We start from the raw sequence: 13,396 nt of genomic DNA on the forward strand, positions 1-13,396 counted from the left end.
TTATTGATTTTTAAGCTAAAAAAAACCCCGGTCAAATGACCGGGGTTTTCAGCACACAAGCGTGTGGGGGATGATTACATCATGCCGCCCATGCCGCCCATGCCACCCATGCCGCCTGCTGCGCCCAGATCCGGTGCGTCAGCCTTCGGCAGGTCGGTGACCATGCATTCGGTGGTGATCATCAGGCCAGCCACGGAAGCCGCGTACTGCAGAGCAGAACGGGTCACTTTGGTTGGATCCAGGATACCCATCGCGATCATGTCGCCGTATTCTTCAGAGTAAGCGTTGTAGCCGTAGCTGCCTTCGCCCGCTTTCACCTGGTTGGCGATAACGGAAGCTTCTTCACCGGCGTTGACCACGATCTGACGCAGAGGGGCTTCCATTGCGCGCAGCGCAACTTTGATACCCACGTTCTGGTCTTCGTTGTCGCCTTTCAGCGCGGCGATTTTGCCTGCAACGCGGATCAGCGCTACGCCGCCGCCGGCAACCACGCCTTCTTCCACTGCGGCGCGGGTTGCGTGCAGGGCGTCTTCAACGCGGGCTTTCTTCTCTTTCATTTCAACTTCAGTGGCTGCGCCAACCTTGATAACGGCAACGCCGCCGGCCAGTTTCGCTACGCGCTCCTGCAGTTTTTCACGATCGTAGTCAGAGGTCGCTTCTTCGATCTGCTGACGAATTTGAGCAACGCGGCCCTGGATGGTCGCTTCGTCGCCCACGCCATCGATGATGATGGTGGTGTCTTTGTTGATGACAACGCGTTTCGCCTGACCCAGGTCTTCCAGGGTGGCTTTTTCCAGCTCCAGACCGATCTCTTCAGAGATAACGGTACCGGCAGTCAGGGTAGCGATGTCCTGCAGCATGGCTTTACGACGGTCGCCGAAGCCAGGCGCCTTAACGGCAGCCACTTTCACGATGCCGCGCATGGTGTTGACCACCAGGGTCGCCAGCGCTTCACCTTCAACGTCTTCAGCGATGATCAGCAGCGGTTTGCCTGCTTTGGCAACGGCTTCCAGCACCGGCAGCATTTCGCGGATGTTGGAGATCTTCTTGTCAGCCAGCAGGATGAACGGGCTTTCCAGCTCAACAGAACCGGTTTCCGGCTTGTTGATGAAATATGGGGACAGGTAACCGCGGTCGAACTGCATACCTTCAACCACGTCCAGCTCGTCTTGCAGGCCGGTGCCTTCTTCAACGGTGATGACGCCTTCTTTGCCCACTTTCTCCATCGCTTCCGCGATCAGTTTACCCACGGTTTCGTCGGAGTTGGCGGAGATGGTGCCGACCTGAGCGATAGCTTTGGAATCGGAGCAAGGTACGGACAGTTTTTTCAGTTCTTCAACCGCAGCGACAACCGCTTTGTCGATGCCGCGCTTCAGATCCATCGGGTTCATGCCTGCAGCAACCGCTTTCAGGCCTTCGGTGATGATGGATTGAGCCAGTACGGTTGCAGTGGTGGTGCCGTCGCCCGCCGCGTCGTTCGCTTTGGAGGCCACTTCTTTCACCATCTGTGCGCCCATGTTCTCGAACTTGTCTTCCAGTTCGATTTCACGCGCAACGGAAACGCCGTCTTTGGTGATGGTCGGTGCGCCGAAAGATTTATCCAGCACTACGTTACGGCCTTTCGGGCCCAGGGTCACTTTTACTGCATCAGCGAGAACATTCACGCCGCGGAGCATTTTCACGCGAGCGTCATTGCCGAATTTTACGTCTTTAGCTGCCATTGGTATTTCCCTTCAACTCGTTCAGTTCAGAAGATAAAGCGCAATTACGCTTCAACAATTGCCAGAATGTCGCTTTCGGACATGATCAACACTTCTTCATTGTCGATCTTCTCTGCTTTCACGCCGTAGCCGTCGTTGAAAATCACGATATCGCCAACTTTCACATCCAGCGGTTGGATGTTGCCGTTTTCCAGCACACGCCCTTTACCCACTGCAACCACTTCACCGCGAGTGGATTTACCCGCAGCAGAGCCAGTCAGGACGATGCCGCCAGCAGATTTTGATTCAACTTCTTTGCGCTTGACGATAACGCGGTCATGCAATGGACGAATACTCATTGAACGCTCTCCTGTAAGAAGGTCTCTATCAGATTTAGGGTTGTACACCGGATGGTTGTTATTACCGGCCTCGTGGCATTTGAGATGGGGGCGTTCCAGCCCCCTTCAAGGGGGCGAACAAAAAAAATTTCGCATTTTTGGTCCGACGAGTGCCGCAGAGATGAAAAACGCGGCCAGAGCCGCGTTTGCTTAACGATCGTGAGGTTTGCGATCCTCGTCCGGGCGGTGTTCCAGCACCGGGCGTTCATCGTCCTTGCGCTGGAATTCGCCGTCGAAGGTATTGCCGTTGGCGGCGTCGCCGCCCGTCCAACCGCCGGGGCGATACACCGACAGGTGCGGCATCAGTTTCAGCGTCAGCGATTTTTGCACCGGCGGCAGCAGCAGCAACAGGCCGAGGAAATCGGTGAAGAAGCCCGGTATCAGCAGCAGGAAGCCCGCCAGCACCAGCGAAACGCTTTTCACCATTTCCGCCGCCGGGCTTTCGCCGGCCGCCAGTTTTTGCTGCATCTGCACGAAGGTTTTCATGCCCTGGTTGCGCACCAGCGAAATGCCGACGCAGGAGCTGAACACCACCAGCAGCAGGGTGACAGCCACGCCGAGCACGGCGGCGACTTTGATAAAGATGGATATTTCTATGTAAGCCAGCAGAAATATCAGCAGTAGCGGTAACCAGCGCACCTGGTTCTCCTATCGGTAGGTAAGGCACGGCCGCCACGGGGCGACGGCGCGAAAAAAGAGGCCGTAAACGGCCGACACTATTACAATGAGGGCATCCCCCCACCATTTCAACCGAGAGCCGGTTTTTATTGCTAAAGTTCACAAACGTGAAAGAAGTCACAGAACCGAAAAAGGGCATATCCTTAAACACCATAAGGTGATCTGGATTCAGTCATTTCTTACCAACCAGCATATGATCTGGGCAGCTACGGGCGATTTGGTTAATCGTTTCACGCCCCAAGCCTTCGGCAATATTAATTTAGGCTGTGCCCTTACTAGCCTTGACCTGACAAATTATTAATTCGGCAGCAACACATAGAGAAGGTTCTCATGTCAAACAACATTCGTATCGAAGAAGACCTGTTAGGAACACGTGAAGTCCCCGCAGACGCTTACTACGGAGTTCACACTCTGCGTGCGATTGAAAACTTCTACATCAGCAACAGCAAAATCAGCGATGTCCCCGAGTTCGTTCGCGGCATGGTGATGGTGAAAAAGGCCGCGGCGATGGCCAACAAAGAACTCAAAACCATCCCGCGCAAAATCGCCGACGTGATCATCCAGGCCTGCGACGAGGTGCTGGATAAAGGCAAGTGCATGGATCAGTTCCCGGTGGACGTATTCCAGGGCGGCGCGGGCACCTCGCTGAACATGAACACCAACGAAGTGCTGGCGAACATCGGCCTGGAGCTGATGGGCCATCAAAAAGGCGAATACCAGTACCTGAACCCGAACGATCACCTCAATAAATGCCAGTCCACCAACGACGCCTACCCGACCGGGTTCCGCATCGCGGTGTACGCCTCCAACCAGAAACTGATCGACGCCATCAACCAGCTGCGCGAAGGCTTCGATCGCAAGGCGAAAGAGTTCGAAACCATCCTGAAAATGGGCCGCACCCAGCTGCAGGACGCGGTGCCGATGACCCTCGGCCAGGAATTCCACGCCTTCAGTGTGCTGCTGAACGAAGAGACCCGCAACCTGCACCGCACCGCGGAGCTGCTGCTGGAAGTGAACCTCGGCGCCACCGCCATCGGCACCGCGCTCAACACCCCGGAAGGCTACCAGCCGCTGGCGGTGCAAAAACTGGCGGAAGTCAGCGGCCTGCCGGTGGTGCCGGCGGAAGACCTGATCGAAGCCACCTCCGACTGCGGCGCCTACGTGATGGTGCACAGCGCGCTCAAACGCCTGGCGGTAAAACTGTCCAAAATCTGTAACGACCTGCGCCTGCTCTCCTCCGGCCCGCGCGCCGGCCTGAACGAAATCAACCTGCCGGAGCTGCAGGCGGGATCGTCCATCATGCCGGCCAAAGTGAACCCGGTGGTGCCGGAAGTGGTCAATCAGGTGTGTTTCAAGGTGATTGGCAACGACACTTGCGTTACCATGGCGGCCGAAGCGGGCCAGCTGCAGCTGAACGTGATGGAACCGGTGATCGGCCAGGCAATGTTCGAGTCGATCCACATCCTGACCAACGCCTGCTACAACCTGCTGGAAAAATGCATTAACGGCATCACCGCGAATAAAGAAGTCTGCGAACACTACGTCTTCAACTCGATCGGTATCGTCACCTATCTGAACCCGTTCATCGGCCACCATAACGGTGACATCGTCGGGAAGATCTGCGCCGAAACCGGCAAGAGCGTGCGCGAAGTGGTGCTGGAACGCGGCCTGCTGACCGAAGCCGAGCTGGATGACATCTTCTCCGTGGAGAACCTGATGCACCCGGCCTATAAAGCCAAACGCTATACGGATGAAAATGAACAATAACAGACCTACCCGGTAGCCCTGAAAGGCACGCTAAATCCTCTGGATAGCGTGCCTTTTTACTTTTAGGCGCCCACAAAATTTTAACGTTTGATTTTCAATTTCTCTCATTTTAAGGAGTAAACACTATGCTAGCCGTAGAATTGGTTATCGTTCTGCTGGCCATCTTTTTAGGGGCCAGGTTGGGCGGTATCGGTATCGGGTTCGCGGGGGGACTGGGCGTATTGGCGCTGGCGCTGATCGGCGTCAAACCGGGCAATATTCCCTTCGACGTCATCTCCATCATCATGGCGGTGATTGCGGCGATCTCTGCCATGCAGGTCGCCGGGGGGATGGACTACCTGGTGCAACAGACCGAAAAACTGCTGCGCAAGAACCCCAAGCACATCACCATTCTCGCCCCTATCGTCACCTACTTCCTGACCATCTTCGCCGGCACCGGCAATATCTCGCTCTCGGCGCTGCCGGTGATCGCCGAGGTGGCGAAAGAACAGGGCATCAAGCCTTGCCGCCCGCTGTCGACCGCCGTGGTCTCCGCCCAGATCGCCATCACCGCCTCGCCAATCTCCGCCGCGGTGGTGTACATGTCTTCGGTGATGGAGGGCCATGGCGTCAGCTACCTGCACCTGCTGATGGTGGTGATCCCGTCCACCTTCTGCGCGGTGCTGTTGATGTCGCTGCTGGTGACCTGGCTGTTCGATTCCAAGCTGTCTAACGATCCGGTGTACCTGAAACGCCTGGAAGAAGGCCTGATCACCCTGCGCGGCAACAACGCGCTGGCGATCAAACCACGCGCCAAAACCTCGGTGCTGCTGTTCCTGCTCGGCGTGCTGTGCGTGGTCGCCTACGCCATCATCAACAGCCCGGGCCTGGGTCTGGTGGCCAAGCCGCTGATGAACACCACCAACGCCATTCTGATCATCATGCTGAGCGTCGCCACGCTGACCACCCTGCTGTGCCGCGTCGACACCGACATGGTGCTGAACTCCAGCACCTTCAAGGCCGGCATGAGCGCCTGTATCTGTATCCTCGGCGTCGCCTGGCTGGGCGATACTTTCGTCCAGGCCAACATCGATTGGATCAAAGAGACGGCCGGCAGCGTCATTCAGGCGCACCCGTGGCTGCTGGCGGTGATCTTCTTCTTCTGCTCGGCGCTGCTGTACTCGCAGGCCGCCACCGCCAAGGCGCTGATGCCGATGGCGCTGGCGCTGAACGTGTCGCCGCTGACCGCCGTCGCCTCCTTCGCCGCCGTTTCCGGCCTGTTCATCCTGCCGACCTACCCGACATTAGTCGCCGCGGTGCAGATGGACGATACCGGCACCACGCGCATCGGCCGCTTCGTGTTCAACCACCCGTTCTTCATTCCCGGCACCATGGGCGTGATTTTCGCGGTGGTATTCGGCTTCCTGCTCGGCAGCGTCATGCTGTAAGGCGTCGACCGGGGCTGCGGCCCCGGTTTTCTTTCTGGCGATAAACTCGCCTTCTAGCCAATCCGCCTTCAGGGTATAGTGCCCATTCGAACCGATGAGAGGGCTGAAGATGTCTGATTGCGAAGCTGTCGTCATACTCTGTACCGCACCCGATGAAGCCAGCGCCCAGGAACTGGCGGCGCGGGTCCTGGGCGATAAGCTGGCGGCCTGCGCCACGCTGCTGCCCGGCGCCACCTCGCTGTATTACTGGGAAGGGAAACTGGAACAGGAATACGAAGTGCAGATGCTGTTCAAAAGCGATCGCCGCCGTCAGCAAGCCCTGCTCGACACCCTGAAACAACATCACCCTTACCAGACGCCTGAGCTGCTGGTCTTGCCGGTGATGGCCGGAGATAAAGACTACCTGTTATGGATCAACGCTTCATTAAACTGATTTTGCTGCTGTGCAGCCTGTGCTTCCTGCCGCAGGCGGCGCAGGCTTCGCTGTTCGCGCCGAAGGGCGGCAGCCAGTTCGTGCCCGTCGATCAGGCCTTCGCCTTCGATTTCAAACAGCAAGGCGGCCAGGTGACGCTGAACTGGCAGATCCGCCCCGGCTATTACCTGTATCGTCAGCAGATCAAACTGGTGCCGCAGCAGGCGACGCTCGGCGCCTTTACCCTGCCCGAAGGGTTAAACCACAAAGACGAGTTCTTCGGCGAAGTGGCGATTTTCAAGCAGCAGCTCAATCTGCAGGTGCCGCTGCAACAGGCGGCGGCCAACGCCAGCCTGAGCGTCACCTATCAGGGCTGCGCCGAGGCAGGCTTCTGCTACCCGCCGGAAACCCGAACCATCCCGCTGGACGCGGTCAGCGCCACCGCAGCCGCGCCGCTCTCGGCCGCTGCCTCTGAGCCAGCCGAACAATCCGCAACACCGGCCAGCCTGCCGTTCTCCCCGCTGTGGGCATTGCTGATCGGCATCGGCATCGCCTTCACCCCGTGCGTGCTGCCGATGTACCCGCTGATCTCCGGCATCATCCTCGGCTGCGACCGGCCGCAAAGCAGCGGCCGCATTCTGGCGCTGGCGGTGGTTTACGTGCAGGGCATGGCGCTCACCTACACCCTGCTGGGCTTGGTGGTGGCCGCCGCCGGATTGCAGTTCCAGGCGGCGCTGCAGCATCCTTACGTGCTGATTGGCCTGTCGGTGCTGTTCATTGCGCTGGCGCTGTCGATGTTCGGCCTCTATTCCCTGCAGTTGCCCTCGGCGCTGCAAACCCGGCTGGCAAACTGGAGCAACACCCAGCGCGGCGGCTCACTGACCGGCGTGTTCCTGATGGGCGCCCTGGCCGGGCTGATCTGTTCCCCCTGCACCACCGCGCCACTCAGCGCCATCCTGCTGTATATCGCCCAGAGCGGCAATCTGTGGGCCGGCGGCGGCACGCTGTACCTGTACGCGCTGGGGATGGGCATTCCGCTGGTGATCGTCACCCTGTTCGGCAACCGCCTGCTGCCGCGCAGCGGCCCGTGGATGCAGTACGTGAAAGAAGCCTTCGGCTTCGTCATTCTGGCGCTGCCGGTATTCCTGCTGGAGCGGGTGATCGGCGATCTGTGGGGCCTGCGCCTGTGGAGCCTGCTCGGCCTGGCGTTCTTCGGCTGGGCCTTCGCCCTGAGCCTGAGGAGCGCACGCGGCTGGGCGCGCGCCCTGCAACTGCTGTTGTTGGCGGCGGCGGTGATCGCCGCACGGCCGCTGCAGGACTGGGCTTTCGGCGCCGACCAGGCGCAGCAGGCGGCTCAACCGCACCTGGCCTTTACCCGCATCAGCAACGTCGAACAGCTCGATCAGGCGCTGCAACAGGCGCGGGGCAAGCCGGTGATGCTGGATCTGTACGCCGACTGGTGCGTGGCCTGTAAAGAGTTCGAAAAATATACCTTCAGCGACGCCGCAGTGCAGGCGAGCCTGGCCAACGCGGTGCTGCTGCAGGCGGACGTCACCGCCAACAACGCCGAACAGGCGGCGCTGCTGAAGCACCTGCAGGTGCTGGGGCTGCCGACGATCCTGTTCTTCGATCCGGCGGGCCGCGAGCTGACGGCCGAGCGGGTCACGGGTTTTATGAAGGCGGAAGCCTTCAACGCGCATTTGCAGAAAGTGATGCGATAACTGACACTGAAGATCGGAAGCGAATGGGAGGAAGCACAAGTGCAACGTGAACACGTCCTTGATACCGCGCTGGGCCTGTTGGAACAACAGGGCCTGGCGACCGCCACATTAGAGATGCTGGCGGAAAAACTCGACGTTCAGCCCGGCGATCTCAAGCGGTTTTGGCCGGATCGCGAAGCGCTGCTGTACGACTGCCTGCGCTACCACGGCCAACAGATCGACACCTGGCGACGCCAGCTGCTGCTGGACGAAAACCTGAGCCCGCAGCAAAAGCTCCTGGCGCGTTATGACGTGCTGGCGGAATACGTGCAGCAAGACCGCTACCCCGGCTGCCTGTTTATCGCCGCCTGCAGCTTCTTCCCGGAAACGGATCACCCGATCCACCAGCTAGCGGAGCAGCAAAAGCTGACCTCGCTGGAGCTGACCCGCGAACTGCTGCGCGAAATGGACGCCGACGACGCCGACATGGTGGCGCATCAAATGGAATTGATTCAGGAAGGCTGCCTGAGCAAACTGCTGGTAAAACGCCAGCTCCAGGACGTATCGGTCGCCAAACGGCTGGCGGAAGACATCTTGCAGGTGGCACAGTGCCGCCGCAACGGGGCGCTGAGCTAGGCGAGCTGCGCTTGCGGCGCCGCCAACCCAAGGCGATAACGCGAACAGGCGCTTTTTTTGCGCCCTTTGCCTGAAAAGCCAGCAACCGGACGCATTTTAGCGTCTTTCACGCATAAAGCCGTTGACGGCTTTCGGCCAATACGGTTTAATGCTGCCCGTTGCCCGGATAGCTCAGTCGGTAGAGCAGGGGATTGAAAATCCCCGTGTCCTTGGTTCGATTCCGAGTCCGGGCACCATATTTAGAGAACCCAGCCTATGGCTGGGTTTTTGCTTTCTGGAGTACGGACTCTCCATCGAACTGCGTTCGATTATTCGGCCCAAAGGCCTCACCCTGCGGGCCAGCGCTAAAGCGCTGTTCAACGCGGCGCCAGCGCCGGTTGTCCGAGTCCGGGTGCCCTATTCAGAAGAACCCAGCCTATGGCTGGGTTTTTGCTTTCTGGAGTACGGACTCTCCATCGAACTGCGTTCGATGATTCGGCCAAGGGCCTCACCCTGCGGGCCAGCGCCGGTTGTCCGAGTCCGGGCACCATATTCAGAAGAACCCGCCTATGGCGGGTTTTTCGCTTTCTGGGGTACGGGCTTCCCCGAGCCGGCGCTACCCATTCAGCCATCGCCATAGCGTTTTGTCGACTATCGATTCTTGCAGGGTCAATCGCCTTTTTCTCATGCGCCTGGCATGTTGCAAAAATGAATAGAGACTCAAAAAAAACAGAAATACCGCCAGAAAAAACAGGCTCACTTGACCTTCCTTGGATGTATTTCGGTGAATAAATTCACCTTAATCACATTAGAACCGAATTATTTATAAGAATTATCAGTCCGACTAGTTCAATAACCCATCCCGACTTGGGCACCAAAAAAAGCAGGGAAAGCTCCCTGCTTTTTAATACGAACCATGATCACTGGCAGATTGCGGCATATTTTTTCATAAACGGCAACTGGCAAATAGACGTGATTAAATCACTCTGTTCTTTGCCCTTGGGCCGGGAGACACCATTAATTTCACCCACACACTGCCCGGCATTAGGGCCTTTGCCTTCAATACATACCCCGACGTTATTATTGCCCTGATTACCCTGCACATCGGATTGACCATTAAACCCGGCCTGCACCGGAGACGCCGCTAGTATAATGCCAGCCACAATAGCCGAAGCGATAGTCTGTTTCATAAGATACATTCCCTGATGATAGGTTTGTAATAATGCTCAATAGCATTCACATCATCAATTTAAAGGAAACGATAAATTGATAGCAGCAAGTGAACAGAAAATAAAATATCAGACAAGAGAAAATATAATATACCCCATCACGGTTAAGAGAATTCTCCCTCATGCGATAGAAGCCAATACAGCAACTCATGATTTCGGCAGAGCATTAACTTGCCCATGACAGAACGCTTATGGCTATGCACCGTTTTAACGCTCACCCCCATAATTCTGGCAACCTGCGACTGATCAAAACCGTGGCGCATATAACCCATCACCTGGAGCTCACGCGAGGTCAACGCGCGGCGCTCATTCACTGAATATTGAACGCCAGACAAGGTTTCAGTCAGCAACTCAAACAGCCGGTGTTGATCGTCCGAACGGTAGAGCACACGGCTGATTTCATCAACGAATTTAACCGGCCTTTCCTTAATCGTGACAATCGGCGCTGTTGACACGCCATACCCCGCCCGACGCCAGCGTTGAGCACGACGCCGTACCGACGTCAGCACGATATCGGGGCACTCTATGCTCCCAGGCGTTAAAAAACACACCGACTTATTGTTGGCCTGCGCATATTCTGTGATGCTGAGGCGCAAGCCCGCAGCGAAATAACGATTCTCGTCATCGATAATGATATTCATCGGTTTCATTATCTACCTCTCCGTAAGCGAACTGTTCTTTCATTACGCTGAAAATATTCATTCCGTGAACATTCCTCTACCCCAGTACAATCCAGACACCCGTAGCTCACATTCATGACGCCCAAAAACCGAACCAGCTAAAACAGCAGTTCGCCGAGGATTAATATTTATAAAACAGCAACCACCTTCAACTTTATAATTTTAAATCGTTAATTACTAGCAACCGCTATGAATAGCCAGCCCCTTTAAAAATTCATTAAGGCACGCTGAATATTAACGTTGCAGAACCTGAAAATGGCCCAGTAGATATATTTGTCGATGAGCTTTTGCTTTTGATCGGAACAAAAGTTAAAGTGTCGCTTCCTACACCATTTATAATTTTCGTTCTAAAGGCTTCATTTGGCTTAACTACCTTCCCATTGTACATCATGAGCACACCTATGTTGCTATTTGTGGTTTTTATTGCTTCTGGAGAGAAAACACTCGCTCCGCCAACCAATCTAATAAGAATATCTTGAGTCGCAGTGGCATCCTCACACCGATATGTAAGCTCTTGATCTTTTTTAATCACTGCATTATTGGCACTCTCTGTAAAGCTGTCTTGACTTATCCGTCCAAAGTCAACATTAATTTGTTTAGCGCCATTAATGGTGCAAGTGGTAGTACTAAAATAAGCATCATTATTAGCAATTAGCTGCCAACGATATGGGCCGCACTGAGGACAACCTGCCTGATCATTCGTCTGATAGAAATTGACAAGAGCAACCAGGTCCCCTGTCTTAATAAGAATATCCCTACTAGGTTTCTTATTCATATTTATATATAAGTCCATAGGAACATTAACGGTGTTAAGACCAGTAACTGACAGTACTCGCTTATTGATAGATGGCTGTTCCAAGTCATAATCGACCCCAGCAAGCGTCACCCCTCCAATCAAGCCATTAGTGGTAGCGGGTGGTATAAAAACAGTAGTGAGCTCTAAATAGTCCGTCCACTTAGACACATCATTCTTACAAGTAATCTGAGACAAAGCAGCTATTTTATTTTTTCCGGCCTTTAAATCTGGCCCAATATTCACCTTTACAGTGACTGGTGTCTGCGATCCTCCGGGAGGAATAACCCCCCCATCGGATGTTTTACATGTGAAGGCGCTCGCGTCTTTCATCATGGAGAACAATATAAAAACCAATACAACACAGGGGTAATATAAGCGCTTAGTCACTTTCTTTCTCCTAATAGAGACAATGCGTCACGAATAATACGATGGAGAGGCACTCATTATTTTGCGCTAACGTCTAAAAAACTATTGAAGTTAGAGATAGTCGGCCAACAATGTCGCCGTAACGCTAAATGTGCCTGATTTAAGTTCTCTCCCCGGTCTTTTTATCGGCACCGCGTATAACTCCGGAGGGCTCGCCACGGTAATATCTACACGCTTATTAAGCTCAAACGGCGTACCATCCTGAAACTGGAGACGAATGGCCAAATCAGGCATGTTAGTTTGCAATGCAGCCTTATCGAAACCACTCACTGGTCCGGAAAGTATCAGCCCCAGCGCCATTCCCGCCACGCCAGGCTCACAACGTAAACTGTAATTAATTTTTTGCAGATAATTATTACCATCAACCTTATTCACCCCTACTTTTTCGCCGAAGTCAATGTCAATCTTTTGCCCATTGCTGATAATACAAACTGGAGGTTTGTTAAGCGTGCCATAGAAAACCATCTCCCCCTGAGCGATGGCATGAACCCTCCCCAACGACAGTAAAAGAGAGGGCAAAAGGCTCAGGTACACTGCTATTCTTACTCTCCTGTTCAGGCTCATAACTCATCCTCCTTAAGACGGCTTAATACAGCGGCTATTGGTAGTCCACCAACAAGGTCGCATTAACGGAAAACGAGCCGGCGGGCAGATTGCTGTTCGCGCGTTTCACCGGTACAGCCTGTAATATTGGCTTATCAGAATAGTTAAAGTTAAACCACGTGTTAATCGCCAGCGGCTTGTTGCCGGCACGCAACTCTATTCCTAAATCATTCATGTTGGTCTGTAGTGCATACTGATTAAAACTGGCCGCATTCCCTTGTACTTTCAACCTGAGTGCATTTGAACTTTGATTGTTACATGCTAGATTGTAATTAACCGTTCTTAAATAGCGAATACCGTCCACCTGAGTGGTTATCATATCGTTGCCGAAATTGGTTTCTATCTTTTGCTTACCGTTAATCGTGCAAGGCATCGGCGCAGTAACGGTCCCGCTGAAATAGATATCGGTATCAGCCCTGACGTTGATAGACATAGCAGACAGTGCCAACATCCCCATTATCACAAGCTTCACTCTTTTCCGCCTTCCCATAGTAATTATCCTTGCTTTCATCACACAAGCCGATGAAATCGCCGCTGCCAAGAAAGTTCCCCGTAGTCAATTCAGCGCCAGGTGTGGGCTATCACGCTCAATAAAGTCTGTCTGATCGACTATCCATCGGGTCTTAATCGTAACTGAGATTGAAATCCACTACCGCTTGACAGGCGCCCGATTGTAATGGAGCAGATGTGCGTTCAGGAGTGATGGTGTAGGTTAAAACATCCGTGCCCGGTGGAGCTATCCACAACGGCGCTCCCCGGCTCTCCAAACACGCATCCCGTCCTAGGAGTCCAACAGCCGCAGACCAAACCCCGCCCCGCCACCTTCACCAGCTGTGGGTTCTCCGCGTCGGCAACAGCCATGAAGCCGAGCCGCACCGCCGGCTGCAGCCACAGCAGGGCGGTCAGGCTTAGCGGTGCCATCAGCGCCAACCCGTCCAGCATCGCGTAACAACACAGTTCGGCAC

13 protein-coding genes and 1 tRNA gene are annotated in these 13,396 nt (G+C 55.0%); 6 read left to right on the top strand and 8 right to left on the bottom strand.

The annotated features are described in order from the left end of the window. Window positions 1-74: 74 nt before the first annotated feature. From groL to ACSBQV_RS16005, 3 genes are all read right to left on the bottom strand, one after another. Entirely contained in the window at window positions 75-1,721 is a 1,647-nt protein-coding gene (gene groL, locus ACSBQV_RS15995; protein WP_004929662.1) for a chaperonin GroEL, read from the bottom strand. Between the two features lie 44 nt (window positions 1,722-1,765). Beyond that, window positions 1,766-2,059, bottom strand: a complete 294-nt coding sequence (locus ACSBQV_RS16000) for a co-chaperone GroES (protein ID WP_004929661.1) — start codon at window positions 2,057-2,059, stop codon at window positions 1,766-1,768. Window positions 2,060-2,248: 189 nt separating this feature from the next. Next, window positions 2,249-2,737: an FxsA family protein gene (locus ACSBQV_RS16005; protein WP_004929660.1), complete on the bottom strand. Its 489-nt coding sequence runs from the start codon at window positions 2,735-2,737 to the stop codon at window positions 2,249-2,251. A gap of 369 nt (window positions 2,738-3,106) precedes the next feature. Here ACSBQV_RS16005 and aspA point away from each other — a divergent pair, with 369 nt between their 5' ends. From aspA to ACSBQV_RS16035, 6 genes are all read left to right on the top strand, one after another. Next, complete coding sequence (gene aspA, locus ACSBQV_RS16010; RefSeq protein WP_004929659.1) at window positions 3,107-4,543, top strand: aspartate ammonia-lyase; 1,437 nt, start codon at window positions 3,107-3,109, stop codon at window positions 4,541-4,543. 125 nt (window positions 4,544-4,668) lie between these two features. Further along, on the top strand, window positions 4,669-5,970 hold the full coding sequence (locus tag ACSBQV_RS16015; protein WP_033641606.1) for an anaerobic C4-dicarboxylate transporter: 1,302 nt from the start codon (window positions 4,669-4,671) through the stop codon (window positions 5,968-5,970). A gap of 109 nt (window positions 5,971-6,079) precedes the next feature. Continuing rightward, complete coding sequence (cutA, locus tag ACSBQV_RS16020) at window positions 6,080-6,403, top strand: divalent cation tolerance protein CutA (protein WP_004929657.1); 324 nt, start codon at window positions 6,080-6,082, stop codon at window positions 6,401-6,403. Continuing rightward, complete coding sequence (locus tag ACSBQV_RS16025; RefSeq protein WP_099783320.1) at window positions 6,379-8,103, top strand: protein-disulfide reductase DsbD; 1,725 nt, start codon at window positions 6,379-6,381, stop codon at window positions 8,101-8,103. The genes cutA and ACSBQV_RS16025 overlap by 25 nt, the downstream gene beginning before the upstream one ends. Before the next feature lie 39 nt (window positions 8,104-8,142). Beyond that, window positions 8,143-8,718, top strand: coding sequence for a division control transcriptional repressor DicD (dicD, locus tag ACSBQV_RS16030; RefSeq protein ID WP_063991643.1), 576 nt, complete (start codon window positions 8,143-8,145; stop codon window positions 8,716-8,718). Between the two features lie 160 nt (window positions 8,719-8,878). Next, window positions 8,879-8,954: transfer RNA gene (locus tag ACSBQV_RS16035), tRNA-Phe, on the top strand. A gap of 663 nt (window positions 8,955-9,617) precedes the next feature. On the opposite strand, the gene ACSBQV_RS16040 is transcribed toward ACSBQV_RS16035, so the two are convergent. From ACSBQV_RS16040 to ACSBQV_RS16060, 5 genes are all read right to left on the bottom strand, one after another. Beyond that, the gene (locus tag ACSBQV_RS16040) at window positions 9,618-9,887 is read right to left on the bottom strand and encodes a hypothetical protein (protein WP_099816218.1); all 270 of its coding nucleotides are present in this window, start codon (window positions 9,885-9,887) and stop codon (window positions 9,618-9,620) included. 143 nt (window positions 9,888-10,030) lie between these two features. After that, window positions 10,031-10,576: a response regulator transcription factor gene (locus ACSBQV_RS16045; RefSeq protein ID WP_099783324.1), complete on the bottom strand. Its 546-nt coding sequence runs from the start codon at window positions 10,574-10,576 to the stop codon at window positions 10,031-10,033. Window positions 10,577-10,823: 247 nt separating this feature from the next. Next, window positions 10,824-11,789: a fimbrial protein gene (locus ACSBQV_RS16050; RefSeq protein ID WP_241900230.1), complete on the bottom strand. Its 966-nt coding sequence runs from the start codon at window positions 11,787-11,789 to the stop codon at window positions 10,824-10,826. A 90-nt stretch (window positions 11,790-11,879) separates the two neighbouring features. Beyond that, a complete protein-coding gene (locus ACSBQV_RS16055) occupies window positions 11,880-12,392 on the bottom strand; it encodes a fimbrial protein (RefSeq protein ID WP_232094800.1) in 513 nt (170 codons plus the stop codon). Window positions 12,393-12,426: 34 nt separating this feature from the next. Beyond that, window positions 12,427-12,972: a fimbrial protein gene (locus tag ACSBQV_RS16060; protein ID WP_232094799.1), complete on the bottom strand. Its 546-nt coding sequence runs from the start codon at window positions 12,970-12,972 to the stop codon at window positions 12,427-12,429. Window positions 12,973-13,396: the final 424 nt, after the last annotated feature.

The organism is Serratia sp. B501 (assembly GCF_051172315.1).
GTDB classification, from domain to species: domain Bacteria; phylum Pseudomonadota; class Gammaproteobacteria; order Enterobacterales; family Enterobacteriaceae; genus Serratia; species Serratia ureilytica.

Excerpts from the sequence above, each read along its gene's own strand:
- aspA (WP_004929659.1), top strand. The coding sequence starts at position 3,107 with ATGTCAAACAACATTCGTATCGAAGAAGACCTGTTAGGAACACGTGAA.
- ACSBQV_RS16040 (WP_099816218.1), bottom strand. The coding sequence starts at position 9,887 with ATGAAACAGACTATCGCTTCGGCTATTGTGGCTGGCATTATACTAGCG.
- groL (WP_004929662.1), bottom strand. The coding sequence starts at position 1,721 with ATGGCAGCTAAAGACGTAAAATTCGGCAATGACGCTCGCGTGAAAATG.
- ACSBQV_RS16055 (WP_232094800.1), bottom strand. The coding sequence starts at position 12,392 with ATGAGCCTGAACAGGAGAGTAAGAATAGCAGTGTACCTGAGCCTTTTG.
- ACSBQV_RS16015 (WP_033641606.1), top strand. The coding sequence starts at position 4,669 with ATGCTAGCCGTAGAATTGGTTATCGTTCTGCTGGCCATCTTTTTAGGG.
- ACSBQV_RS16000 (WP_004929661.1), bottom strand. The coding sequence starts at position 2,059 with ATGAGTATTCGTCCATTGCATGACCGCGTTATCGTCAAGCGCAAAGAA.
- cutA (WP_004929657.1), top strand. The coding sequence starts at position 6,080 with ATGTCTGATTGCGAAGCTGTCGTCATACTCTGTACCGCACCCGATGAA.
- ACSBQV_RS16045 (WP_099783324.1), bottom strand. The coding sequence starts at position 10,576 with ATGAAACCGATGAATATCATTATCGATGACGAGAATCGTTATTTCGCT.
- ACSBQV_RS16025 (WP_099783320.1), top strand. The coding sequence starts at position 6,379 with ATGGATCAACGCTTCATTAAACTGATTTTGCTGCTGTGCAGCCTGTGC.